Raw genomic sequence first — 25,507 nt, forward strand, 5'->3', positions numbered from 1 at the left:
CCCGGCCCCGTGCTCATGCGGATCCGCCGAGGGCGGACCGCACCCGGTCCAGCAACTGCTCCCACGACTTCTCGAACTTGGCGACGCCCTCGTCCTCCAGCAGGCGCAGCACGTCGGCGAAGTCGACGCCGGCCGCCTCGATGGCGTCCATGTCCGCGCGCGCGGCGTCGTAGCCGCCGCGCACCGTGTCACCGGTGATGCGCCCGTGGTCGGCGACGGCCTCCAGGGTGGCCTCCGGCATGGTGTTGACCGTGTCGGGGGCGACGAGGTCGTCGACGTAGCGGGTGTCGGTGTAGGCGGGGTCCTTCACGCCGGTGGAGGCCCACAGCGGGCGCTGGCGGCGCGCACCGGCGGCCTCCAGCTCCTTCCAGGCCCCGTTGGCGAAGAACTCCTCGTAGGCCTGGTAGGCCAGGCGCGCGTTGGCGATGGCCGCCCGGCCCAGCAGGTCCTTGGCCTCGGGGGTGCCGATGGCGTCCAGGCGCTTGTCGACCTCGGCGTCCACGCGGCTGACGAAGAACGAGGCCACCGAGTGGATCTTGGTCAGGTCCAGGCCGTTCTCCCGCGCGCGGGCCAGGCCGTCCTGGTAGGCCTGCATGACGGCGCGGTAGCGCTCCAGGGAGAAGATCAGCGTGACGTTGACGCTGATGCCCTCGGCGACCGCCCGGGTGATGGCGGGCAGGCCCTCCTGCGTGGCCGGGATCTTGATCATCAGGTTGGGCCGGTCGACCAGCCACCACAGGGCGCGGGCCTCGGCCACGGTGCGCTCGGTGTCGCGCGCCAGGCGCGGGTCGACCTCCAGGGAGACGCGGCCGTCGGTGCCCTCGGTGCGCTCGTGCACCGGGCGCAGCACGTCGGCGGCCCAGCGGATGTCGTAGCCGGTCAGCGCCCGGACGGCTTCGTCGACCGAGACGCCGCGGGCGGCCAGGTCGTGCAGCTGGGCGTCGTAGGCGTCGCCCTCGCCCAGGGCCTTCTCGAAGATGGTGGGGTTGGACGTGACGCCGACCACGCTGCGGGTCTCGATCAGGTCCTGCAGGTTGCCGGTGCGCAGGCGGTCGCGGCTGATGTCGTCCAGCCAGACCGCGACCCCCTGCCCGGAGAGCTCGCTGAGCGGGTTGGTCATGGTTGCTCGTAACTCCTCGACGATGGTGGGGTGCCCGACGCGCACAACACGCGCCGGGCCCAGGGCGTTCCCGACGCGTTAGGAGGCGTTGGCGACACTCTTCTCGGCGGCGGCCACCACGGCGTCGGCGGTCAGGCCGAAGTGCTCGTAGAGCTCGCCGTAGGGCGCCGAGGCGCCGAAGTGCTCCAGAGAGACCGACTCCCCGGCGTCGCCGACGAACTCGCGCCAGCCCATGGCGATGCCGGCCTCGACCGAGACGCGGGCGCGCACCGCGGAGGGCAGCACGCTCTCCTTGTAGGCGGCGTCCTGCCCCTGGAACCACTCCACGCACGGCATGGACACCACGCGGGTGGGCGTGCCGGCCGCCTCCAGGCGCTCGCGGGCCTGCAGGGCGATGGCGACCTCGCTGCCGGTGGCGATCAGGATCGCCTTGGGGGCCCCGCCGGAGGCCTCCGCCAGCACGTAGCCGCCCTTGGCCGTGCCCTCGGCCGGGCCGAACTCCGAGCGGTCCAGGGTGGGCACGTTCTGCCGGGTCAGGGCCAGCGCCGAGGGGCGGTCGCCGTTCTCCAGCACGGTGCGCCAGGCCACCGCGGTCTCGTTGGCGTCGGCCGGGCGGATCACGTCCAGGCCGGGGATGGCGCGCAGCGCCCACAGGTGCTCGATCGGCTGGTGCGTGGGGCCGTCCTCGCCCAGGCCGATGGAGTCGTGCGTCCACACGTAGGTCACCGGCAGCTTCATCAGGGCGGCCAGGCGCACCGCGGGGCGCATGTAGTCGCTGAAGACCAGGAAGGTGCCGCCGTAGGGGCGGGTGGGCCCGTGCAGGGCGATGCCGTTGACGACCGAGCCCATACCGTGCTCGCGCACGCCGAAGTGCAGCACCCGGCCGTACTTGTCGCCGGGGAACATGGCGCTGGCGGCCTTCTCCGGCAGGAAGGAGGGCTGGCCCTTGGGCGTGGTGTTGTTGGACCCGGCCAGGTCGGCCGAGCCGCCCCACAGCTCCGGCAGCTCGGGCGCCAGGGCGCTGAGCACCTCGCCGCTGGCCTTGCGGGTGGCGATGCCCTTGGCGTCGGGCTCGAACACCGGCAGGGCCTTCTCCCAGCCCTCGGGCAGCTTGCCGGCCTGCAGGCGGTCGAACAGCTCGGCGCGCTCACCGGCCCCGGACCGCCAGGCCTCGAAGGACTCCTGCCAGGCGGCGCGGGCCTGCCGGCCGCGCTCCAGGGCCCCGCGGGTGTGCTCCAGGACGTCCTGGGGGACGTCGAAGCGGGTGTCGGGGTCCAGGCCCAGGATCTGCTTGGTGGCGGCGACCTCCTCGGCGCCGATGGCGGCGCCGTGGATCGCCCCGGTGTTCTGCTTGTTCGGCGCGGGCCAGCCGATGATGGTGCGCAGGCGGATGAAGGACGGCTTGCCGGTCTCCGCGCGCGCGGCCTCCAGCGCGGCGTAGAGCGCCTCGACGTCCTCGTGGTAGGAGCCGCCCGAGACCCAGTCGACGGTCTGGACGTGCCAGCCGTAGGCCTCGTAGCGCGCCGCGACGTCCTCGGAGAAGGCGATGCGGGTGTCGTCCTCGATGGAGATCCGGTTGTCGTCCCAGATGAGCACGAGGTTGCCGAGCTCCTGCACGCCGGCCAGCGCGCTGGCCTCGTGGCTGACGCCCTCCTCCACGTCGCCGTCCGAGCAGATGGCGTAGACGTTGTGGTCGAAGGGGCTCTCGCCCTCGGGGGCGTCCGGGTCGAACAGGCCGCGCTCGCGGCGGGCCGCCATCGCCATGCCCACGGCGTTGCCGATGCCCTGGCCCAGCGGCCCGGTGGTGGTCTCCACGCCGGCGGTGTGCCCGTACTCGGGGTGGCCGGGGGTGAGGCTGCCCCACTGGCGGAGCCGCTTGAGGTCGTCCAGCTCCAGGCCGAACCCGGCCAGGTAGAGCTGGATGTACTGGGTCAGGCTGGAGTGGCCGGCCGAGAGGACGAAGCGGTCCCGGCCCACCCAGTCCGGCCGCGCCGGGTCGTGGCGCATGATCTTCTGGTAGAGCAGGTAGGCCGCGGGGGCCAGGCTCATCGCGGTGCCGGGGTGCCCGGAGCCGGCCTCTTCGACGGCGTCCATGGCCAGCGCACGGACCACATCGACGGAGCGGCGGTCGAGGTCCGACCACTCAAGGGAATTCGAGCTGCCGATGTTCACGCGGGCTCAGGGCTCCTTTCGCGCGTTCGCGCATTCGACCGGCGCCCGGGCGCCTGGGGGAGGGCCGGGGTGCCGTGAATGTGAGGTTGTCCATGCCGGATGCGGCCAGTGCAGCCGGGGCCGGCGTCCGGAGCCTCGGGGCCGGTCACGGCTGGTATGACCGCCTACGACCCTATCGCCCGCGGCGGGGGCGGGCGCGCGCCGCCACGCGCTCTGTCACGTGGCGCTCGTCGCCCCCGGGGGCGGGCCGGGCCCGGTGACGCGCCGCAGGGGGCGCCCCGGTCAAGCCCGCGCCCGCGGGAGTACTACAGTAAGTCGTCGACGGGGTTTTACGGACTCTTGGCAGGTGTGCAGAGCGGCCCTGACCCCGGCGTGGCGAGCAGAAACATCCCGATTTCCTTCGAGGTTCAGCGTGTCCTTGTCCGTAGAGCGGATGTCCACCGCGCCGTCGTCCCCCTCGGACGGCGAGGCCGACGGCGGCCCCGGGCGCCGCGCCACCCTGGGCGCCTATGTGCGGGCCTATGTCGCGCTGTCCAAGCCCCGGGTCATCGAGCTGCTGCTGATCACCACGATCCCCGTCATGTTCGTGGCGGCCCAGGGCGTGCCCCCGCTGTGGACCGCGGCGGCCACCCTGGTCTTCGGCACCATGTCGGCGGCCAGCGCCAACGCGCTCAACTGCTACATCGACCGCGACATCGACAAGGAGATGCGCCGCACCAAGCGCCGCCCGGTGGCCATGCACCAGGTCACCCCGCGCGGCACGCTGGTCTACGGGCTGGTGCTGGCGATCGGCTCCACGGCGGGGTTCGCTCTGGCGGTGAACTGGCTGTCGGCGGCGCTGTCGGTCTTCGCGATCCTGTTCTACATCTTCGTCTACACCCTGCTGCTCAAGCGGCGCACCGCCCAGAACGTGGTGTGGGGCGGAATCGCCGGGTGCATGCCGGTGCTCATCGGGTGGGCGGCGATCACCGAGCGCCTGGACTGGGCGCCGTTCGTGCTCTTCCTGGTGGTCTTCTTCTGGACCCCGCCGCACACCTGGGCGCTGGCGATGCGCTACCGGGAGGACTACGCGGCGGCCAAGGTGCCGATGCTGCCGGTGGTGGCCACCGACCGCCGGGTGCTGCTGGAGTGCGTGCTCTACAGCTGGGCCACCGTGGCCACCTCGGTGCTGCTGTGGCCGGTCGCCCAGACCACGCTGTTCTACCTGGCGGTGTCCGTGGTGCTGGGCGTGCTGCTGCTGGTGCAGGCCCACCGGATGCTGGCGCGGGCCCGCGCGGGGGTGACCGGGGCGCAGCTGAAGACGATGGGCTTCTTCCACCTGTCCAACGCCTACCTGGCGCTGCTGTTCACCGCGGTGACCGTCGACCCCCTCCTGGCGGGCTGGCTGGCCTGACCGCGGTGCCCCTCCGACGCGCGGCGACGCTTCCGCGCAGGTCCGCAACCGCTACCATCGGGCACCATGTCGGGTCTGGACACCAAAGCCATCCTCGAGGGCCGCCGTCCGGGCAGGCGCTCGGTCGGCCTGTTCGTGGGCATCTTCGTCAGCGTGCTGTGCACCCTGGCCATGCTCGGGTACCTGCTGCTGGCCGGGCTGGCCACCGGCGGCGTGGCCGGGGTGGCGGGGTTCCTGATCGCCCTGGCCGCCGCGGTCGTGCCGGTGGCGGTGCTGGTGCCGCTGATCCTGATGCTCGACCGGCTCGAACCCGAGCCGCGCTCCATGATGCTCTTCGCGTTCCTGTGGGGCGCCGGTGTGGCGGTGGGGGCCTCCTTCATCCTCAACACCGCGGGCATGGAGATCTGGGCGGTGCCGTTCTTCGGCGCCGACATGGGCGAGGTCGTCACCACCACCGTGCTGGCGCCGCTGGTGGAGGAGAGCGCCAAGGGGCTGGTCCTGCTGGTGCTGCTGTGGCGGCGCCGCTACGAGATCGACTCCTTCACCGACGGCGTGACCTACGCGGCGATGGTGGCCACCGGCTTCGCCTTCACCGAGAACGTGCTCTACTTCCTGACGTCCTACTTCGAGCAGGGCTTCTTCGGGCTGGCGTTCACCTTCGTGCTGCGCGGGCTGATCGGCCCGTTCGGGCATCCGCTCTACACCGCGATGATCGGCCTGGGCGTGGCCTACGCGGCGATGCACCGGGGCCCCGGGCGGCTGCTGGCGCCGGTGGCCGGGTGGGGGGCGGCGGTGCTGCTGCACGCCATCTGGAACGGCTCCACCGTCTTCGGGTGGGGCATGGTGGGCGCGGCCTACGGGCTGCTGTTCATCGTGCTGGTGGCGATCATCGCCATCGCGGTGCAGGACCGGCGCCGCCAGGTGGGGGCGATCTCCTACTACCTGCCGCAGTACGTGCCCACCGGGCTGGTGACCCCCTCCGACATCCGCATGCTCAGCACCATCAAGGGGCGCCGGGCGGCGCGCGGCTGGGCCCAGCGCAACGCCGGGGGGCGCGGCAAGGTGGCGATGAAGGACTACCAGCTGGCCGCGACCGAGCTGGCGCTGCTGCACCAGCGGCTCGACCGGGGCGTGGCCCGGCCGGAGTGGCAGGAGCGGCGGGACGGGTTCCTGGCGCTGATGCACGTGGCCCGGGAGGCCTTCCTGGGCCGGGTGGCCCGCCCGGCGGCCCCGGCCTGGGCGCCCTCGCCCACCGACTCGGGGTTCCTGCGGCGCTCGGACTTCAACCACGTCATCACCCAGGCCCAGGCCAAACGCGGCATGAGCGAACGCCCCGGCCAGGTCCCCCCGGGCCCACCCCCCGGCCCGCCCCAGGGGCCTTTTCCGCCCCCGGGCCCGCCGGGGCGGTGATCCGCTCCAGCGCCGCCATTATTCGGCCGAATCTCCCTTCAAGGGGAGAGGGCGCTTGTCGGTGGGGGGCGGCCCGAAAATCACATAGGCGAGTGTGAGGGTCGCGATCACCGTGGTCGGGAGTGCCAGGAGTATCGACTGGGCGATGCGGTTGTCCCGTGTGGCGCTGCAAATCGACGTGATCATTGATGCATCTTCGGTGTAGCCTTCCCGGGCCATGTCCCATGGAAGGTAGCGCCCCTCGGGAGGGCCTGCGCTGATCACGGCCTCGCATTCGACCGCTACGGGATCACCGTCAACCCCTTCATCGCGTAGGCCAACCGATGTTGTTCCCAATAGGTACCAGAGTCCGCATAGGCAAAGGAATACAAGAAAACCTCCCACGGATCCAACCAGTGATTTAATCTTTTTCCTCCTTTGGTCGAGGGGGTTGGCTTCTTATTCGTCTTCCTTAGTTTTCATTCCTCGGTGATGAAGTAGGTCTTCCTTGGAGTTCGAGCGGTACCCCAGCGTGTCCCGGTAAGACCCGCCGTACTTCTCGATGTACCGGTCCGAGGTNCCCCCAGCGTGTCCCGGTAAGCCCCGCCGTACTTCTCGATGTACCGGTCCGAGGTCTCCCAGGCCCCGGCGTCGTCGATGGACCGCTCGACGTCGTCCATGGTCTGGTTGAGTTCGTTACCGTACATTTCGGGGTGGATCTTGAGCTCACCGGACGGCGTGTACATTTCCTCGGGCAGATCGACATCGGCCCCACGGGCCTCCAGGTCGGCGGCGATCATGAGGTTGACTCGTGCTCGGACGTACGTGTCCCCGGTGTTCGTGAAATCCAGCTCGCTCTTTTCGCCACCTTCGGTAGAGCCCTTGTCCTGGACGATCGCGTCGTAGGAGTACGGGCCGGGTTGCAGGCTGTCCCAGTACGAGTCGGAGAACGACTTGACGACGGTGCTGAGCCCGCTGCCGACGAAGGGGATATTGCCGATGGTCACATCCGACGTGGCCTGCCATCCCAGCTTCCAGATCTCATGGACGCGGTCTTCCGCCTGTCCGCCGTCGTCCTCGGTGAGAAGAGAGCCGTTATAGACGGCCGCGTCCTTCAGGCCGCGCAGGTTGCCTGCGACCGAGCCCGCCACATTCCGGCCGACTTCGTCGTCGTTCAAGTACAGGTCCAGCATCGCGGCGTCCGTGGCATTGACGGCGCCGTTCATCTTCACCGCGGCATCCTGGTCGGTCGCGATGAGCTCCATGAAGCGAATCCGCTGGTCCATGGGCACCCGCAGGATCTCCCCGTGCTCCCCGGAGAGCTCGATGTCCTCCTGGTCGGTCATGAAGGCGGGCTCGCCGTCGATCTCGTCTCGGCCGAAATCGACGATATAGGTGGTGAAGACGTCGGCCATGGAGTCGGCGACATGGGGATTCGCGCCGAGTGCATCGTCATTGCGTTCGACGATGACCTCGTACTCTTTATCGCCCGTGGTGCTGTCGATCAGTCCAAGGGCCGAGTGGCCGGCCATTTGGCGGCGATCGGGATCGTCGTCGGCGGCGGCGTCGGGGATCCAGTCGATCAGCCCGGCCGCCGCCTTCCCGCCGTCCGGCCAGTCGTGTGCCAAGATGTTCGCGACGGTCGCCGGTTCCTCCACGTTCGGGTGCTCGTAGTCGGGGAGGCCGTCGGCGCCGTATGCGCCATCGTAAGAGGTCTTCCCGGTGAGGACCATATGGTTGGCCTCTTCGTTCCTGCTCGACACTCCGAGCAGGTCTTCGAGCACGCCCTCGCCGTCGAAACCCGGTCGCCTGTCCTGCGGCTGCTCACTCGCTTCGAGGTCGCCCTGGTCGATTCTGCCGATCGCGTCGCCGACGGTGGTCGTCATGTGCGCCGAGAACGTCTTACCCCCGACCATCGGGACACCGCCGGTCTCCGGCGCGTTGTTCAGCATTCGGCTGAGTTCGTAGGCGTCGCTCTCCCACGCCTCATAGCGCGTCTGATCGGTAGGGGTGTTCTGCGGATGGGCGCCCGTATCGTAGTCATGGTAGCCCTCGGCGATCTCTCTGACCTCCGAGGGCAGCCTGTCGTATCCTCCACCGATCTTCTCGTCGGAGAGAGCCAGGATTCCGCCGCCCAGGACGCTGCGGACGTCCTCTTTCTCCTCACCGGACAGGCTCTCGACGTCGTCCAGGTCGCGGGAGATGTTCGAGATATCGCCGTCGAGCTCCCCGAAGAAGGACTCCAGGAAGTCGACCTGGTGCTCCCGGTACCCTTCGCCGTCCCTTCTGAGGCCGTTCGCCTGGGAGATGACCCCCGAGACGATGGACATCATGTAATAGTAGTCTTCGTCGGGCTCCTTCTCGCCGTTCCAGTACGGCTCCAGCTTTTCGGCGTACTCCTGGCCGAGATCCTTGCCCACAGGTTCATAGGCGAGATTCCTTGATGAATTATAAGCAGACCATCCGAGAATTCCGGAGTCGATCAATTCCCGGATGTTGGCCGGTGTGGGCCCTTCGGTGAGTCTTCCATTGATCTCCTCTCCGCTTTCCTCCATTTCGTTCAGGGCCTTGTTCGCCCTGGACTTCAACTCCTCGTATTTCGCCTGCTTCGCGTTGTCCGCCTCCGTCCTCAACCGTCCGGCCGAATCGTCAGCGGGATCGATCGTCCCGAACCCGAAATTGTCCGCCAGTGCGTCCGACCACTCCTGGTTGATGTCGTCGATGGTGGACCGGTAGGCCTTGACCCTCAGCTTCCAGTCCTGGAGGTTCCCCCAAGCGAAGTGGCAGGCCGTCAGTGATTCCCCCCAGGCCGTGGCGTTCTCGGTGGCGGTCGAACTGACTTGTTCGGCGATGAGGTCGGAGAACTCGACGGCCGCGTCATTGAAAAGAGACTCAAGGTCGCCGGACTTTCCGGTGATGCGGCCCACCAGATCGAGGATGTCGCCGCAGGCGTCGTCGAGTTTCCCGATCTTCGTCGAGTCCTCGTACTCGAATTTCGCCACCCCGAAGACTCCTTCCGGCTAGTAGACGTTGATCTCGCGGCCGAGGCCATAGGAGGCGCTGTCCATTTCGTTGGCATTCTCGGAATCAGTGGCGTCAGCCTCCTGGGCCCCGCTCTGCACATTGCGGCCGAGAGAAAGGCCGTGCTTCTCCACCTTCTCCATCGCCGCGCTCTGCTGGTCGGCGAAGGCTTTCAATCCGGAGAAGGCCGGCGTGTCGCCCGCCGCGGCGTATGCGTCCTCTCCCAGGATCTGCTCGAAGTCCGCCACCAAGGCCTTGAATCCACCGGCGTAGTCTTCTGCTGTAGCCCCTTTCCCGTAGGCATCGTGAGGGTCGACACCGACTTCGTGCCCTGGCAATCCGCTCCTCCAATTGGGAATTCGTCCTCAATGGCAGCCGTCTCCGCCACTGATAGGGCGGGGAGGTGCAGCGGCTAGGTTAGCGGACGGTTCCACCATGCCGACACACGGTAGGCAGCCCCTGCGCAGTCGGCCGGATGCGGTCATCGGCCTGGCCGTTACCGAAAGACGAGCGAAGAAGGCTGGTCGCACTCGGATGGACGGTTGCACCGACCGCCCGGAAAGCCTCAGGCCGACCTGTCCGTCCGAGCTCATCACTGAGAATCGGGCCGAGTGCGCTGCAGGCGGGCGGCCAAGGTGGGGGAACCGGGGCATCCCGTCCCTGGGGTCAGGCGGGGACCGTATGAGGGGCGCCGGCGGGCCCGGTGGGGTGCCCGTCCGGGCTCCGAGACCGGGTGTCACCGGCGCCCCAGTGCTCAGATCAGGTTGCGCTCACCGGCGATGGCGTGGATCCACGCGTGGAGCTGCCCCGCGATCTCCTCGGGGTCGGTGCTCCCGTGCTCGGCGCTCAGGCGCAGGAGGGTGTCGCCGCCCTCGCTGAACAGGATGCCGGGCTTCTTGTCCAGCTCCAGCACCACGTCGGCACCCTCCTCGTCGGTCAGGAAGGTCAGCTCCAGGGAGTCCAGGCCCGCGTACTGCCCGCCGCCGGTGTACTCGAACTCCTGGTAGAAGGGCAGCTTCTGGCGGGTCCCGGCGATCTCGCCCTTCTCCAGGTCGACGCCCTTCAGCTCGAAGCCCAGCGCGTGCAGGGCCTGCAGGACCGCGAGCTGGACCGGAAGGGGCTCGATGAGCAGCGGGTCCACGTCCTTGCGGTCCAGGGCGTTGTCCACGTGCAGGCGGGTGTTGAGGCCCACGCCCTCCAGGATGTGGTTGCCCGCCACGGCGGTGATGGGCGCCTCCACGGGGATGGTCAGCTCGAAGGGGAGCTCGAACTCCTGCTCGGGCTCCAGCTCCATCTGCTCGGAGCTGACGACCTGCTCGGCGACGACCACGTCGATGTTGTACTCGCCCGACTGCTCCTCCCCTTCGGAGTCCTCGTACTCGTACTCCTTCTCCACGGTGGCGCGCAGACCGACGCTGATGCCCTCGATCGTCTGGGCGACACTGCCGCCGGTGACCTTGATGGTCCCGCTGACGGTGCCGCCCGGGTGGACGCTCTCCTCGTCCAGGGTGGTCTCCACGGTGGCACCGCCGATGCCGACGCTGGCGAGCATGCGCTTGAAGATCACAGAGTCTCTTTCATCAGGCCCGCTGCCCTGAGCGCCGGGGGAGGGGCAGGGGCCGGGAGGTGTATGTGCGGAGTCCGGCGCTGTGCCTAGGACGCGCCGCCGACGGTGCGGGTTGCCCCATGGTTGCGGGGATTTCGGTGCCGCTGCCGCCTTCGTCGGCCGCGCCGGGGCCTCGCCCGGGGCCCGCCCTGCGGGGAGCGGGGGCGTTGCACGTCACGGCGCGGCGCGTGCCCGGTGGGCGTGACCGGTCGCGGCCGCCGGGCGGGCCTGTCGTCCGGAACCGGTCAGCCGGCAGAGGAGGCGGGGGCGGCGGCCGACGTGCGGTCGCGGGACTCTGCGGTGGCGCCTCCGACGGCGACCCGTTCGGCGGTGGCGAAGTACAGGCGCAGGATCGCGATCCACACCACGGCCGAGCCGAGGACGTGCAGGACCACCAGCCACTCCGGCAGGCCCGTCAGGTACTGGACGTAGCCGATGGTGCCCTGGGCGGCGATCGCCGCGATCAGCAGCAGGCTCTGGCGGCGGGGCAGGGCCGGGCCGCGCAGGGTCAGGACGAGCATCGCCACCGCCCCGGCCGTGGTCGCCCAGGCCAGGGCCGAGTGCACGCGGGCCACGAGGACCATGTCGAAGCCCCAGCGGGGGGCGTCGATGTCGCCGCCGTGCGGGCCGGTGCCGGTGACCACGGTGCCGGCGGCCAGGAGCAGGAAGCCCAGCGGGACCAGCGCGGTGGCCAGGCGCCGCGCGGCCGGTCCGACGGTGGGGCGCAGCTCGCCGCGGGGCTCGCGGCAGCGCACGTAGAAGGCCATGGTGAGCACGACGACCACCATGGACAGCAGGAAGTGCGCGGCGACCGAGGCGGGGTGCAGCCCGCTCCACACGGTGATGCCGCCGACCACCGCCTGGCCCATGACCCCGAGCGGGATGGCCACCGCCAGCGCGGTCAGGTCGCGGCGGCGCGGGCGCATGCGCAGCACGGCCACGAGCACGATGACGCCGACCGCCAGCACCAGGAAGGTGAGCGTGCGGTTGCCGAACTCGATGGCGGCCTGCCAGGCGGTGTGCCCGGTGTCCACGGGGACGAAGCTGTCCTCGGTGCAGCGGGGCCACTCCGAGCAGCCCAGCCCGGAGGAGGTGACGCGCACGGTGGCGCCGGTGACGGCGATCCCGGCGTTGACGACGACGTTGCCCAGCGCCCACCAGCGCAGGGTCCGCACGGTGGGGTGCCAGATGGTGCGCGCGAGAAGCACGAGCGCGATCACGCCGGCGACGGCGAAGGCCACCTGCCAGGCCCACAGGGGCAGCGAGAGGATCTCGATGTCGTCGGCCGCCAACGCGCCCGCACCAGGCTCAACATGCATACGACACAGCGTAGTACTGGGGCGCCGCCGCCTCGAACCGCCCCGCCCGTGCGCCACCCCGGGACGGCGTGGAACGGCGGGGGCCATCGACGTCGCCGGTACGTGTGGTCGATGGGACCGGCGTTCCGCCGAGGAGGAGAAGACGGGGGAGAGGAGAAGGGGAGACGACGCCCGCCTGTCCCCTTCTCGTGAGGGGGCGCGGACGACGGCCGAAGCGTGGACGCGGGGCCCAGGGGACTTGCCCCGGGGGACGAGGCGACCCGCCCGGTGGGCTCCCGCAGTGCCTCACCGGGCGGGCCGTGACCGCCCTCCCCTTAGCGGGCGGTCGCGGAACCGCCGCCCCGCGGGTCGGAACGGGGCGGCGGTGTGTGGTCGCGGAGGGAGGACGGCGTCATGACGGCGAGGAGGTCGCGGGCCTCCTGCGCCCGGTGGCGCATTTCCCGTGCGGTGGGTGTGTGCGGCCGCCGTCCCGGCGCCGGGGCCCTGCTCTCCCATGGCAGACTGAAGGCCCCGGCTCCCGCCGGGGCCTTCTGTACTCATCCAGTGCCAGTCCAGGACCGCCGTTCTCAGGCCGTCCCGGAGCCCCGCCCATCGCCCGTCCCCTGTGCGCCGGAGGGAGAGGCGTGCCGGAGCACTCCGCGCAGGCACACCCCGACCACGGTGTCGGCGAGCGCGACCAGGTCCACCTCCGGGTCCATCAACCACTGGACCAGGCACCCCTCGACCGCGCCCACGACGACCGCCGCCTCGGCCTCGCCCGCCCCGGGGCGGGCGTCGCCCTCGGCGGCGGCCTGCCGGAGCAGGTCGGCGATGACCCGCCGGTACTCGCCGTACACCTTGGCCATGTCCAGGGTCGGCGGCGCCGTGCCTCCGCCGTGGCGGCCCGCCGCCCACAGGTCCACCATCACCCGTGTCAGGTCGGGTTCGTCGGCGAGCATGGTGAGCGCGCCGCGCACCAGCTCCTCCAGCCTTTCGGCGGCGGTGCGTCCGGGGTCGCGGGCGAGGCGCAGGACGCGGGCGGAGCGCTCCCCGAGCCGGTCGAACGCCCCGACCAGCAGGGCGTCCCTGCTTTCGAAGTACAGGTAGACGCTGCCCTTGGCGATCCCCGCCGCTGCGGCGACGTCCTCGATCCGTGTCGCGGAGAACCCGCGCTCGGCGAACAGGCGCACCGCGACGGCGAGGATGTGCTCACGCCGCGCCGCCCGGTCGACTCTCCTCGGCGACATGGGTCTCCTTCTCCGTCGCTGCCGCGCCCGATTCGGGAAGCATATGGCCCAGCAGCAGCTTGATGAGCATCACCGGCGCCAGCCAGGCCAGTGCTGGGGGCACCGGCAGCCACAGCAGTGCTCCGGCCGCGCCCGTCACCGTGGCGGCGAAGGCGGCCGGGCGCTGCGCCTCGGACGGCGCGAAGGCGACGGCGAGCGCGCCGACCAGGGTGAACAGGTACAGAGTGGCGGCCGCCCACCAGTGCAGGCCGGGCACGAACAACGCCACGAGGAAGGGCTGGACGTGGGCGGCGACGAAGCGCAGGCGGTGGCGCCGGCCGCGGTCCGGGGCGTGGTAGCGGCGCTTGGCGGAACCGGTGGAGGTGGCCACGGCCCCGCCGAAGAAGTCGAACGCCACGATCCCGATCACCAGGACCGCCGGGGCGGGGAGATCCGCGGCCCAGGCGGCGCCTGCCGCCAGGGCGGTCCCGGCACAGGCGGCGACCAGAGCCGCGGCGACCTCGCCGGGGGAGGGGTCCGGGCCCACCAGCGCCGACACGGTCCATCGCCAGGCCCGTGCGGGCAGGGCGGGGCGGTGTGGCACGGGCGGAGGGGTGCCGGAGAGGCGGCCGGGGTGTTCGGTCATGGCGGGACACGCTCCTGGATCGATAAATGACTGACTGGTCAGTCATTTTGATCACTGGCCTCCCTCCGCGTCAAGTCCCGGCGTCGACGGGGTGCTCGCCGCGAGCACGGCCGTCCGGATGGGACGTCTCGCAGACCAGACCGACGGGGCGGTGGCGGACACGGCAGACGAAAAGGGTGTGGGGCTGCGGGGCGACGGCGCCGGCTGCCCGGCGGTCTCTGGGGGAACCTCGCTGGGCTGCGAGGAAGGACCGCGCCGCAGGAGTGGTGTTACTCCCCGGCGCCCTCGTTGCGTTGTTGATCTCGGGGAAGTCGGCCTTAAAAGGGCCCCTTTAAGGCCGACTTCCCCGAGATCAAGGTGACAGGACGCGCCTGCGGGCAGGGCGCAGCGTGTGCGTCCGGTTGCCCGGTCGGTCGCTCAGCCCTCCGCCGCCGTGGCCCGTATGCCCGCGAGCACCACGCTGACGATGCGCTCCGCATCGGCACGAGTGAACCGGCGCACGCCGCGGTTGACGATGAGGTGCACCGGGCCGGACAGCATCTCGCCGAGGAAGGCGCTGTCGACCGGCGGAAGCTCCCCCTTCTCGACGGCCGAGTCCACCCGCCGCCTCATGGTGGCCACGCGCTGGTCGAGGATCCTGCCCACGGCCTGCTGGACGGCGGGGGCCTGGCCCGCATGCTGGAGGGCCTGTTCGAGCGTCTGGCCGAACGGCGACTCCAGGCCGCCCGCCAGGGCCACCAGGAAGTCCGCCAGGTCCCGGTGGAGGTCGCCGGTATCGGCGACCGAGGCCAGGTCCTCGGCGTAGCGCAGCACGGCCTCGACCACCAGCTCCTCGCGGTCCGGCCAGTTCCTGTACACGCTGGTCTTGTTCACGCCGGCCCGCTCGGCGACCTCCTCGTACCGGAAGCCCGCGATGCCGTCGCGCGCCACGAGCTCGGTGGTCGCGGCGAGGATCCGCGCTCTCACCCGGGCATTGCGGCCCCCGGGGCGCCGTGCGGGCGCCCGCACGGCGGTCTCCTCGGCCATCGCCGCGCTCACCTCCTGTTCTCCGCTCGGGTGCCGATTGTCGCCAGGCACGGCATTGCGGTGCAAGCCGGGCCTCAGTAGGCTGCTTTAAAAGCAACAAATCGTTGCTTTAGTTCTCAGAGTCCCACGGCGGCGGCCTTTCCGCACGTCGCACCGGCCCACACCGACCCGCGGCCCCGCCTGCCCGAACGGCGAGCGCGGCGGCCGCTCCCATCGCCTCCCAACACCCCACCCACCCCAGCGGAACCTGGAGCGCACACGTGAAGATCCTCGTCTCCGGAGCCGGCATCGCCGGGCTCGCCTGCGCACGCGAACTCGGCGCCCGCGGCCACGACGTCACCGTCGTCGAGTACGGCCGCGGCCTCCGGCTCTCCGGCACCCCCATCGACATCCGCGGCGATGCCATCGAGGCCGTGGACCGGATGGGCCTGCTCACGAAGGTCCGGGCCCGACGGGTCCGGATGTCCGAGCGGACCTGGTTCGTCGACGGCGCGGGCGAGCCGGTGGCCCGGATCCCGTTCGCGGAGGTCAGCGACTCCGACGACGACATCGAACTCCTCAGAGAAGACCTCGTGCGCATCCTCGCCGACGCCCTGCCGGGCACCGCGGCGATCCGCTTCGACGATTCGATCGAGGCCCTGACCGACACCGGCGGCCGCGTCGACGTGCGCTTCGCGTCGGGCCGCACGGGACGGTACGACCTGGTGATCGGCGCCGACGGACAGCACTCCGCCGTGCGCCGCCTGGTGTTCGGTGCCGAAGAGGACTACCTGCGGCACCTCGGCGTCTACTTCGCCCTCGCCGAGCACCCCGCGGAGGCGGGCACCGGGGGCGCCAACGCGATCTACAACGTCCCCGGCCGGATGGCGGGGCTCTTCCGGTACGGCGGCAAGGCCGTCGCGGTCTTCCAGTTCCGCTCCGAAGCGATCGACCACGACCACCGCGACCTGGACGCCCAGAAGAGGATCCTCCTCGACGCCTTCGCCGGCCACCGGTCCTGGCGGATCCCGGAACTGCTCGACGCGGCCCGCGTCGACCCCGGCTTCTACTTCACCTCCGCGAGCCAGATCCGCATGCCGACCTGGCACCGCGGCCGCGTCGCCCTCGTCGGGGACGCGGGGTACAGCCCGGCCTTCCTCTCCGGCCGGGGCACCTCGCTCGCGCTCACCGGCGCCCGCTTCCTCGCCGAAGGACTCCAGCGGTACGACACGGACCACGCCGCCGCGTTCGCGCGGTACGAGGCCCGGCAGCGCCCCTACGTCGCCTTCGCCCAAGGCCGCGTCGACGGCGGCCGCGACCGCATGCTGCCGATGACCTGGGAGGCCATCGCCGCCCGCAACGCCGCGCTGCAGGAGGCCGACGCCGGTGCGGCGTGAGCCCCGATCCGCCCGCCGGTCCGCACCGCGGCCGGGTCCGGGCGATCGATAGTGGTGAGATCACCACTATCGGCGGGTCTGCGTGGTGATCTCACCACTATCGATACACCGCCAGCGCTGGTGAGAAGGCGCATCGGGCTCTCTCCCGGCTGAAGCGGGGGATCGTTCCACCGCGGGCCGGGGCATCCGCGGACATCCCACCCCGCCTGCCCGCCGGCAGGCGGATCGAACCCGCGCTCCCGTCCGAACCGACGTGTCCGGGGCCGTCAGCGGCCCGGGGCCGGCGTACGGACGCGCCAGATCCGGGGCGGACCCCTGCTTCCCGTCCTGCTGCAGGGGCCCGCTCCCTCCCCACGGCCTGAAGGCCGGGAACTCCACGAAAGGAATCAGGTGGACCGCACACGGGAAAAGCCCGTCCCGGACGTCCTAGAGCACCGCTGGAGCAAGCGGCTCCTGCTCTGGGCTGCCGTCCTGACCCTCGCCAACGTGCTGGCCGACGTGGCCATCGGGTCGCCCATGATGGTCCTGCCCCAGCTGCTGGACCACTTCGACACCGACCAGGCCGCGTGGCTGAACGCGAGCGCGATGCTGGCCGGGGCCATCTGGTCGCCGCTGCTGGCGAAGGGCTCCGACATCTTCGGCAAGCGCCGGGTGCTCATCGCGACCCTGCTCCTCGCCTGCGCGGGGGCGCTGGTCTGCCTCGTCGCACCCAACGTCTGGATCTTCCTCGCCGGGCGCTTCCTCCAGGGCGCCGCCTTCGCCGCCATCTTCATCACGGTGGCCCTCACCCGCCAGATCGCCACCCCGGGGGTGGCGATGGCCGTGGTCGGCATCGTGACCTCGGGCTCCTCGGTCGTGGGGGTCGTCGAGCCCTTCCTGATGAAGCCGGTCATCGACGCGTTCGGCCACCAGAGCGTGTTCATCACCGCGGCGCTGCTCGCGGCGGCGGCCGCGCTCAGCGTGCGCGCGGTCATCCCGGAGTCGCCGATCCGCAGCGGGGGCCGGATCGACGTGGGCGGGGCGCTGCTGCTCGGCGGGGGCCTGGGAGGGGTGCTGGCCTACATCAGCCTCGGCGGCGACCTGGGGTGGGGGTCCGGGGGCGCACTCGCGCTGCTGGCGGCCGGCGCCGCCGCGCTGGCCGCATGGGCCTTCCTCGCCCTGCGGGTCGACGAGCCCGTCATCGACATCCGCGCCCTCGGCCGCCCGATCCTGCTGACGCTGCTGGCCCTGATCCTGGCGGCCGGGTCCTTCCGGAGCATGCTGCAACTGACGAGCATCGTCGCCCAGGTGCCCCCTGAACTGGGGCTGGGCTACGGGCTGGGGCGCGGGGAGGCGGTGGCCGTGCTGCTGGCCGCGCCCAACCTCGGCATCGTCATCGGCGGCACGCTGGCCGGGTGGCTCGCGGGGCGGTTCGGCCCCGCGCCGCCGCTCATCGGCGGGGNCGGCGGCATCGCCGTGGGGGTGGTGGCGACCTTCGGGATGCTGGCGGGCGTCTCGGTGCTCCCGGTGGCGGTGGCCTGCGGCGGGCTGGTCGGCACGGCCGCCGGGGCGATCGGCGCCTCCGGCTACAACCTGGCGACCGCCCTGGAGGTGCCGGAGCGGCAGGGGACGGTCGCCGGTCTGGTGTCGGTGGTGCTGGCGCTGGGCTCGGTCGTGTTCAACTTCGCCGGGGGCGAGGTGCTGAAGGCGACCCGGATCCCCGGGGCCTCGGCCGATGGAGTCCCGGTGAGCACGGAGGGCGGCGTGCACCTGTACGTCGCATTGGCGGGCGTGCTCTTCCTCCTCGCGGTGGTGCTGGCGATCATGGCCGCCCGCACCCGGCCTGCCGAGCCCGCCGAGCCCGCAGCAGTCGAGTCCCCCGAGGGACCCCGCCGCCCGGCCGCCCCGCCCGCGGTCGGCCGGTAACGGCACGGGCGGTCACACCTCCTGCCGCCCGTCGGGGTGGACGGTCACCCCGAGCCGGTCGCGCCCGGGGCGCCCGGCCGCCTCCCGGACGGCACGAGCTGAGCCGGCCTTCTCCCAGAGGTCCCGAGAGCCGCAGGCCTCCGTCTCGTAAGGGCCCGGTCCGGGCTCGTACTCTCCGATCGCCCACGCCCCTGAGCCGTCACGGTCGACCACGTCACCGTGGCCTCCCGGGCTGCGGACAGATCGCCCTCAGCGCCCTCGTAAGAGGCGTGGCCTAGTGGGGGAGACCAGGCGCCCCAAGGCCACCTGCCAGTCCGTATGCCGGGCGGCCATCCAGTGGGGAACGGCCCAGGACGAGCCGGAGCAGGTGGCGGGGCCGCCTCCGTCCACCATGGCGTCCGCGACCGCACACTCCCCATTGCGATGCCGGCTCAAGCCGCGATGTCGGCTTCTGGTCGGAGTGCGGGACCGAGCAGCAGGCCCCCGTCAAGGACGAATTCCGAGCCCGTAGCGAAAGATGCGTCCTGGGAGGTGATGAAGAGCAGCAGGCGGGTGACGTCGGCGGGGTCGCCGAGGCGGGGGACGGCGAAGGGGTCGGGCGAATAGAAGTCGGCGATGGCCGGCTGGCCTGCGACGGTGGGTTCGTTGATCAGCGGTGTGGAGACGACACCGGGGTGGATGGAGTTGACCCGGATGTCGTCCCGCCCCAGCTCCAGCGCGGCCGTCTTGGTCAGCCCGCGCACGGCCCACTTGCTGGCGGTGTAGGGGGCGTAGAAGGCCGTGCCGCCGTGGGCCATGGTCGAGGCGATGTTGACGATGGATCCGCCGCCGCCCTTGCGCATCGACGGAGCCACGGCCCTGATGCCGAGGAACTGGCCGGTGACGTTGACGCGGAAGGTCTGCTCCCAGGTGCGGAGTTCGGTGTGCTCGATGGGGGCCGCCGGGTTCTGGACGCCCGCGTTGTTCACCAGGACGGTGACCGGCCCGAAGCGGTCTTCGACGTCTCGCACCAGCGCCGCCCAGTCGTCCTCGCTGGTGACATCCAGGTGAAGGGACAGGGCCCGATGGCCGAGCCGAGCGGCGAGGTCGCGGCCGGCGTCGTCGTCGCGGCCGGCGATGACGACGTTCGCCCCCTCGGCGTGGTAGCCCTGCGCATGACTGCTGCCCATGCCGCCGCTTCCGCCCGTGACGATGACGGTCTGGCCCTCATAGCGCCCCATGATGCGTCCTTCCGGATGTGCGTTAATGGCGAGCCGAGTGACTCACCTCGCCTCTTGGAGTAGGGTCGGGGATAGAGGTGAGTCAAGTGACTCACCTCGTAGCGAGGGGCATACTGGAGGGCATGACGGCACAACCTTCGGAGTACCACCGGCGCGTGGCGGCGCAGAAGCGGACGTCCATCATCGAGGCAGCGACGAAGCTGTTCCTCGACTCCGGGTACGACGGAACCTCGCTGGCCCGCATCGCCGAGGCGGCCGGAGTGTCGAGGGCGACCCTGTTCAAGCAGTTCACCAGCAAGGCGGCCCTGTTCGAGGCGATCGTCGCCGAATACTGGAAGGTCGATGACGAGGAGGCGCCCCTCCCCGAGCCGGGGAACCTCCACGCAGGGCTTGAGGCCATCGGACACCGATACGCGGCCCTCCTCACCCAACCCGGCATGGCCGCCCTCTTCCGCATCGTCATCGCCGAGGTGCCGCGCTTCCCGGAGCTCGGCGAGACCCAGTTCAGGCTCGGCAAGATGCCCTACTTCGAATCGGTCCGGCGCTACCTGGCGGCGGAGAACGCCGCTGGTACAGCCCGGCTCGACGATGCGGAGACGGCGGCGACCCAATTCCTCGGGATGATCTCCAACTACGTGTTCTGGCCGCGGATGCTGCTCGCACGCTGGGAACCCGACGACACAGCCGTCGCCAACGCGGTCGACCAAGCGGTGCTGACCATGCTCGCCCGATACGGCGCGCCAGGGACCCGCGGCGCCTGAGACACCGGGCGCCCGACCGCTCTGCGTGACCACCCGAGAGGGGATCGGCTGTCGGGCTTGTTCGAGTCGGACTCGGCGGGGGCCTTGTGCAGGCCCATCACGCGGTCCTTTCCGGGAGAGGGGCTTTCAGGGCGGGTCGGCGCGCACGGAACGGGACAGTGCCGGCCCCGGAACGGTGGCGGGATCACACGCCCAGCACGTTCTCCGGGGCGTCCACCCACACTTCCTGGCGCCCGTCGGGGTGGACCGTCACCCCGAGCCGGTCGCGCCCGGGGCGCCCGGCCGCTTCCCAGACGGCGCGCGCTGAGGCGACCTCCGCCCAGAGGTCCCGAGGGCCGGACCGGAGTACTTCGTAGGAAGTGTCGGCAGGGGAGTACTCGCCGATCGCCCACGATCCCGCTCGGTCGTACAGGCGCACCGTCGCTTCGCCCGCGGCCTCGGTGTCGGCGGCGGCTTCGGCCACGTGGGCGACCAGCTCGGGAACGAGGTGCCCCACCACCACGCCCCAGCCGGGATCCGGGTCGGCCGCCACCCTGGGATTCAGAGTGGTCGTGCCCGCGGTCGTGCCGGCGGGGGCGTCTTCGTCGATGTGGTCGCGCCAGGAGTCGACGGTGCGCCGCTGTTCGCGGAGCCACATGAAGGCGGCGTCCTGGAGAAGCCGCCCGTGTGCCCGGCCCCCTTCGTCGGTGACCAGCCTCAGCAGCGCCGCCGACGTGAACCCCGGCCCCCACGGGACGACCACCCGACCACCGGGGCGCACCTGCTCCAGCCACGCAGGGGGGAGCCGTTTGGCGCCGACGGTCGCCAGTACATGGTCGAAGGGGCCGTGGTCCGGGGCTCCGGACGCCCCGTCGCCGGTGAGGATGACGGGTTTGTATCCCAGCTCGCCGAGCGTGCGCCGCGCCTGTTCGGCCACGCCGGGGTCGACCTCGATCGAGACCACCCGGTCATCGCCGAGCCGTTCGCACAAGAGCGCCAGGTTGTACCCGGTGCCGGTGCCGATCTCCAGAACCCGCTCGCCGTCGGCGACGTCGAGCGCTTGGAGCATGGCCACGACGAGGGAGGGCTGGGATAGGGAACTCGTCGGCACGATGCCGGTGCCGTCAGGGCCGGCGGGCTCGCCGTCGTCGACCTGGGTCATCAAGGCGTAGTCCTGGTGGATCCACCGGGACACGTCGGAGTCGGTGCGCGGGTAGGGCGCGAACACGGTGTGGCCCGCGCGCCGGGTGCGGACCCAAACGGTGTCGGGGATGAACGCTTCTCGCGGCACGGCGAGTACGGCTCGGTGCCACGCCGGATCGAGTAGTTCGCCTTTGGCCGTGAGGGCACGGGCGACGTGCGCCCCTGGAACTTCGGTCACTTGTTCGGGTCCTGGCCGTCGCCGCCCCGTCCCTTGCCACCGTCGCGAGGAACGTCCTGATCGCCATGTTTCCCCGACCTCATGGAGTCCCTCCTGGAGGGGACGGCTTCTCGATCACGGTAACCCGGTGATCGCAGGCCGTCACCGCCTTCGTCCGTACACGGCCACGCGATGCCCTCTCGACATGGTCGGCCCGGCCGGGAGCGAGTCAGCCGACATACTCCACGTAAAGCTTGCCCGGCTGCTCCTCTTGATAGCGGAGAAACTGTTCGTGCAGGATACGCGCGTCGTCGGGAAGGGTGTCCACGAGTTCGGACCAGCCGCACAGGCGGATGCGCCCCGGGATAGGGACAAGCCCCGTGATGGCGTCCCAGAACGCGTCCCAGTTGCGACCGTACATATCCGGGAACCCGAGAGCGAGTTTGAGGATCATGTGAAGGCGGTGTGAGCTGGATACGTATCCGACGTCGATCGTCGCCTCGATCTCGGAATGCGTGTCCGTCAGGCTCACGGTGGCCCAGGGGATTCTCCGGGCCTCGGTCAACGCCTCTTCGATCCCAGGTGCGTCGGCGGGGAAGTCGCGCACGAACTCCGCCCAGCCGGTGACGTGCAGCTCCCTTTGAGGAACCAGAATCGGTCCGTCCCGCCCTTGAGAGATGAGTGATATCCCATCTTTAACCACGGCGAGTGCGTTCGGCTGGACATCTTCGTCTGTGAGATCGACGATCACGGGTCTTCCATCCTGCGGGGAAATGCTCGTATTCCCCACGATAACCGGATGGCGGCTGAGTTATCGGTCCAGAAGACCATTCATTACGGGCCGGTGGCGGTGGCATGTGCCACTCCGCCGCCGACCCGCCCCGTTGTGCTCCCGGGGTCTGGCCCTACTCCCGGGGCTCGCCGTGCCAGCGCCATTCGGTCAGGCGGGGGCGTCCGGCGAGTCCGGTGCGGCCGGTGGCCCACAGCAGCGTGGGCCAGGGGTCAGTGGACTCGGGGGCACCGGGGAAGAGGCGGGCGAGGGCGCGGGCGCACAGGTCGGCGGGCGGGTCCCACTCCACCCCGAGGCCTTCGGCCACGTCGTGGGCGTGCACCAGGGTCTCCACGACCGCCATCGCGGCGAACCCTTCGGGGTCGGAGACGCCGTAGACGTGGTACGCGCGCTTGTGCGGGGGCGCCGTGCGCACCATGGCCGCCACCAGTGCTCCGACGGCCTCCCACACCTGGAGCAGGCCCGCCGCGCCCGCCTCGCGGTCGGCGTGGAGGGCGTTCGCCGGTCCTCCGGGCCGGCTGGCCGTGCGGGAGAGGGGCACCTTGCCCTCCACGGGCGGGGTCCTCGGCCCGAGCTGGACGGCGTAGCTGAACAAAGCCTGGACGGTGTGATCGACGGTCTCCCGGCAGTCCCATTCCAGTGAGCCCGCCTTGGCGTCCCAGCTGTCCGGGGGCGCCTGGGCGAGCGTGTCGACGGCCAGGTGGACCGCGTGGTCGACATCGTCGGCGGTGACGGGGGAGCGGGAAGGGCCGGGCTCGGCGGGTCGGTTCATGGAAGGGACCGTACAGTCGCCCCGGCGGCGCCCACACCCCCATTTTCACGGGCGCTCGGAGGGCCCGGAGGCCTCGGAGGCGGGGCCGGCCACCTTCACCAGCCGGGTGCGGTTGCCGCTGGTCTGCACGACGGTGATGACCCGCCCCTCCACCGTCACCGCATCGCCCTCGGCCGGGATGCGCCCCAACCGGTGCATGACCAGTCCGCCCACCGTCTCGTAGGGCCCCTCCGGCAGGGCGAACCCGGCCTGTTCGGCGAACTCCTCCAGGCGCAGCCCGGCGTCGTAGGTGCCCGAGCCGTTCTCGGTTCCGGCGGGCGGCCCCTCCAGGTCGTGCTCGTCGCGGATGTCCCCGACGAGCTCTTCCACCAGGTCCTCCAGGGTGACGATCCCGTCGGTCCCGCCGTACTCGTTGACGACCACCGCGATGTGGGTCCGCGCGTCGCGCATCTGCCCCAGCGCCGCCAGGGCCTTGTTGGTCGAGGGAAGCGCGGGGATGGGGCGCATGATGCCCCTCAGCGACCCGCCGCCGCCTTGGTGCGACAGCAGGTCGCGCACGTGGAGGAACCCCACGATATCGTCGATGTCCTCGCCCTTGAGGGGGTAGCGCGAGTAGGGGCGGTCGGCGACCCGCGCCGCGGCCTCGGCGATCTCCATGTCCGCGTCCAGGAACTCCACCTCCACCCGCGGGCGCATCACCTCGCGCAGCGAGCGGTCCGCCGCCTGGAAGACGTCGGCCACGATCTCCCGTTCGTCGGTGGCCAGGTCCGCGTTGGCCGTCACCATCTCCCGCAGCTCCTCGCGGCTGACGTCCTCCCTCTTGGCCGAGGGGTCGCCGCCGAAGAGGCGGACCACCGCGTCGGTGGAGACCGACAGCAGCCAGATGACCGGCCGCATCGCGGTGGCGAACCGGTCCAGGGGCGGCGCCACCACCAGCGAGATCCCGGCCGCCCGCTGGAGGGCGAACCGCTTGGGCACCAGCTCGCCCAGCACCAGCGAGAGGTAGGCGACGAACAGGGTGAGCGCGACGAGCGCGAGCCCGGCGGCGAGCGGCTCGGGCAGGCCGGCCTCCACCAGGAGCGGGGCGAAGTCGGGGGCCAGCGTCGAGGCCCCGTAGGCCGCTGAGAAGAACCCGGTGACGGTGACGCCGATCTGGACCGCGGACAGGAACCGGTTCGGGTTGCGGGCGACCGCCGCGACCTTGGCGCCCCGCCGTCCGCGCTTCTCCAGCTGGCGGATCTGGCTCTCCCGCAGCGACACCAGCGCCAGCTCGGTCCCGGCGAAGACGCCTCCCAAGAGGACGAACGCCAGCACCAGACCGAGGTTGACGAGTGTGTCGAGGTCCATCAGTGCAGCCCGCCCTGGCCCGGTGCGCGATCGTCGTCCCAGGTTAAGAGGCGGCGGCGTTCTCTCCGGCGTCCGAGGTCTCCGGCGTGTCGACCTGGACCCGCGCCGCCTGAAGCGCGATGACGGGGAAGCGGAGCGGCCCTGAGCGGCTCACCTCTGAGCCGACCCACTCACCCCCTCTAGGTCAGGCGCGACCTCAGGCGTCGGCCCGCATGTGGTCCTTCGCCCATTCCTCGAAGCCGGTGAGCGCGATGCCGAGGTCCCTCGCATACTGCGGGCGGGCCGGCTGGCCGACCGCGTTCAACCACGCGTGCGAGGCCCCCATCGCCGGCATGCCGGCGGCCTCGGCCTCCTCCATGGTCATGTCGGGCGCGGACAGGGCCGTTCCCAGCGCGCGCGAGAGGACGTCGGCGATCTCCGTCATCGACAGGTAGTCGCTCGCCAGCTCCAGCTCGATCCGGTCGAAGCGCTCGGGCTCGGCGATGGCCGCGGCCGCCGCCGCGCCGATGTCGTCCACGGCGGTCAAGGAGACCCGGGTCTCAGGCCGCAGGACGGAGACCAGGCCGCCGTCGATGCCGCGCGGGAACAGGTACGCCATGGACGGCAGGAAGTTGTCCATGAAGAAGCTCGGCTTGAGGAGCGTCCACCGGGCGAAGCCGGCCTCCCGGAGCCGGTCCTGGATCGCGCTCTTGGCGCCCAGGGCGGGTTCCATGTAGGACCAGCGGCCTTCGGCCCAGCCAGGCGCGCCGGTGTGCTGACCGGCGCCGCTGACCGAGGTGTGCACGAACTGCGGCACCCCGGCCGCCTTCGCGCCTTCGATGAGGTTGATGCCCTGCGCGGTCTCTCCCCCGAAGTCGACGCCTCCGGCGTCCATGGCGGGCATCTGCACCGAGAAGACCGCGCGGGCGCCCTCGGCGGCGCGGACCACGGAATCACGGTCGTGCAGGTCGCCGACGGCCAGTTCGGCGCCGAGCGCTTCGACGGCCCCGGCCCTGGCCGTGGCCGGGTCGCGCACCAGGGCGCGGACGGGCACGCCCGCCGTGAGCAGGGCGCGTGCGGTGGCGCCGCCCTGCCTGCCGGTGGCGCCGGTGACCAGGACG

At 71.1% G+C, this 25,507-nt stretch carries 20 protein-coding genes; 5 read left to right on the forward strand and 15 right to left on the reverse strand.

Translation table 11 applies throughout. The annotated features are described in order from the left end of the window. Positions 1 to 13: 13 nt before the first annotated feature. Both tal and tkt read right to left on the reverse strand, forming a co-directional pair. Positions 14 to 1,120 carry a transaldolase gene (tal, locus tag D450_RS0126270; protein WP_017541601.1) on the reverse strand — a complete coding sequence of 369 codons (1,107 nt, stop codon included), beginning with the start codon at positions 1,118 to 1,120 and terminating at the stop codon, positions 14 to 16. A 78-nt stretch (positions 1,121 to 1,198) separates the two neighbouring features. Further along, entirely contained in the window at positions 1,199 to 3,292 is a 2,094-nt protein-coding gene (tkt, locus tag D450_RS0126275; RefSeq protein WP_017541602.1) for a transketolase, read from the reverse strand. A gap of 433 nt (positions 3,293 to 3,725) precedes the next feature. Here tkt and D450_RS0126280 point away from each other — a divergent pair, with 433 nt between their 5' ends. Together D450_RS0126280 and D450_RS0126285 are read left to right on the forward strand one after the other, a co-directional pair. Further along, positions 3,726 to 4,685 (forward strand): heme o synthase, encoded by a 960-nt coding sequence (locus D450_RS0126280; protein WP_017541603.1) that lies wholly within the window; start codon positions 3,726 to 3,728, stop codon positions 4,683 to 4,685. 66 nt (positions 4,686 to 4,751) lie between these two features. Then, positions 4,752 to 6,095 carry a PrsW family intramembrane metalloprotease gene (locus D450_RS0126285; RefSeq protein WP_017541604.1) on the forward strand — a complete coding sequence of 448 codons (1,344 nt, stop codon included), beginning with the start codon at positions 4,752 to 4,754 and terminating at the stop codon, positions 6,093 to 6,095. Between the two features lie 458 nt (positions 6,096 to 6,553). Here D450_RS0126285 and D450_RS35795 read toward each other — a convergent pair whose 3' ends face one another. The 7 genes from D450_RS35795 to D450_RS0126330 form a co-directional block, all read right to left on the reverse strand. Continuing rightward, on the reverse strand, positions 6,554 to 8,629 hold the full coding sequence (locus D450_RS35795; RefSeq protein WP_449289488.1) for a TPR repeat region-containing protein: 2,076 nt from the start codon (positions 8,627 to 8,629) through the stop codon (positions 6,554 to 6,556). A gap of 465 nt (positions 8,630 to 9,094) precedes the next feature. Beyond that, positions 9,095 to 9,343 (reverse strand): hypothetical protein, encoded by a 249-nt coding sequence (locus D450_RS0126300; protein ID WP_017541607.1) that lies wholly within the window; start codon positions 9,341 to 9,343, stop codon positions 9,095 to 9,097. A 506-nt stretch (positions 9,344 to 9,849) separates the two neighbouring features. Beyond that, positions 9,850 to 10,662 (reverse strand): sporulation protein, encoded by an 813-nt coding sequence (locus D450_RS0126305; protein WP_017541608.1) that lies wholly within the window; start codon positions 10,660 to 10,662, stop codon positions 9,850 to 9,852. A 284-nt stretch (positions 10,663 to 10,946) separates the two neighbouring features. Further along, positions 10,947 to 12,020 (reverse strand): COX15/CtaA family protein, encoded by a 1,074-nt coding sequence (locus D450_RS0126310; RefSeq protein ID WP_051060611.1) that lies wholly within the window; start codon positions 12,018 to 12,020, stop codon positions 10,947 to 10,949. A gap of 566 nt (positions 12,021 to 12,586) precedes the next feature. Then, on the reverse strand, positions 12,587 to 13,246 hold the full coding sequence (locus D450_RS0126320) for a TetR/AcrR family transcriptional regulator (RefSeq protein WP_017541611.1): 660 nt from the start codon (positions 13,244 to 13,246) through the stop codon (positions 12,587 to 12,589). Continuing rightward, entirely contained in the window at positions 13,209 to 13,829 is a 621-nt protein-coding gene (locus D450_RS0126325) for a hypothetical protein (RefSeq protein ID WP_161631162.1), read from the reverse strand. Before D450_RS0126325 ends, D450_RS0126320 begins: the two co-directional genes overlap by 38 nt. Positions 13,830 to 14,288: 459 nt before the next feature. Continuing rightward, positions 14,289 to 14,909 carry a TetR/AcrR family transcriptional regulator gene (locus tag D450_RS0126330; protein ID WP_241483287.1) on the reverse strand — a complete coding sequence of 207 codons (621 nt, stop codon included), beginning with the start codon at positions 14,907 to 14,909 and terminating at the stop codon, positions 14,289 to 14,291. Positions 14,910 to 15,157: 248 nt separating this feature from the next. Here D450_RS0126330 and D450_RS0126335 point away from each other — a divergent pair, with 248 nt between their 5' ends. Both D450_RS0126335 and D450_RS0126340 read left to right on the forward strand, forming a co-directional pair. Next, complete coding sequence (locus tag D450_RS0126335; protein ID WP_017541614.1) at positions 15,158 to 16,273, forward strand: FAD-dependent monooxygenase; 1,116 nt, start codon at positions 15,158 to 15,160, stop codon at positions 16,271 to 16,273. A gap of 486 nt (positions 16,274 to 16,759) precedes the next feature. Then, positions 16,760 to 18,178: an MFS transporter gene (locus D450_RS0126340; RefSeq protein ID WP_449289489.1), complete on the forward strand. Its 1,419-nt coding sequence runs from the start codon at positions 16,760 to 16,762 to the stop codon at positions 18,176 to 18,178. Positions 18,179 to 18,609: 431 nt separating this feature from the next. Here D450_RS0126340 and D450_RS0126350 read toward each other — a convergent pair whose 3' ends face one another. Beyond that, complete coding sequence (locus D450_RS0126350; protein ID WP_017541617.1) at positions 18,610 to 19,398, reverse strand: SDR family NAD(P)-dependent oxidoreductase; 789 nt, start codon at positions 19,396 to 19,398, stop codon at positions 18,610 to 18,612. Positions 19,399 to 19,520: 122 nt separating this feature from the next. On the opposite strand from D450_RS0126350, the gene D450_RS0126355 reads away from it, so the two are divergent. After that, positions 19,521 to 20,159 (forward strand): TetR/AcrR family transcriptional regulator, encoded by a 639-nt coding sequence (locus D450_RS0126355; protein WP_026124317.1) that lies wholly within the window; start codon positions 19,521 to 19,523, stop codon positions 20,157 to 20,159. Positions 20,160 to 20,343: 184 nt separating this feature from the next. On the opposite strand, the gene D450_RS0126360 is transcribed toward D450_RS0126355, so the two are convergent. The 5 genes from D450_RS0126360 to D450_RS0126380 form a co-directional block, all read right to left on the reverse strand. Next, positions 20,344 to 21,429 carry a methyltransferase domain-containing protein gene (locus D450_RS0126360; RefSeq protein WP_017541619.1) on the reverse strand — a complete coding sequence of 362 codons (1,086 nt, stop codon included), beginning with the start codon at positions 21,427 to 21,429 and terminating at the stop codon, positions 20,344 to 20,346. Between the two features lie 298 nt (positions 21,430 to 21,727). Next, the gene (locus tag D450_RS32020) at positions 21,728 to 22,249 is read right to left on the reverse strand and encodes a barstar family protein (RefSeq protein WP_017541620.1); all 522 of its coding nucleotides are present in this window, start codon (positions 22,247 to 22,249) and stop codon (positions 21,728 to 21,730) included. A gap of 154 nt (positions 22,250 to 22,403) precedes the next feature. Continuing rightward, complete coding sequence (locus D450_RS0126370; protein WP_017541621.1) at positions 22,404 to 23,060, reverse strand: DinB family protein; 657 nt, start codon at positions 23,058 to 23,060, stop codon at positions 22,404 to 22,406. A gap of 45 nt (positions 23,061 to 23,105) precedes the next feature. Next, positions 23,106 to 24,407: a hemolysin family protein gene (locus D450_RS0126375; RefSeq protein ID WP_017541622.1), complete on the reverse strand. Its 1,302-nt coding sequence runs from the start codon at positions 24,405 to 24,407 to the stop codon at positions 23,106 to 23,108. A gap of 196 nt (positions 24,408 to 24,603) precedes the next feature. Next, positions 24,604 to 25,507, reverse strand: a 904-nt coding sequence (locus D450_RS0126380; protein ID WP_017541623.1) for an NmrA family NAD(P)-binding protein, incomplete at its 5' end; no start/stop codon positions are given.

It is taken from the genome of Nocardiopsis halophila DSM 44494 (genome assembly GCF_000341245.1).
In the GTDB taxonomy this organism is placed as follows: Bacteria; Actinomycetota; Actinomycetes; order Streptosporangiales; family Streptosporangiaceae; genus Nocardiopsis_A; species Nocardiopsis_A halophila.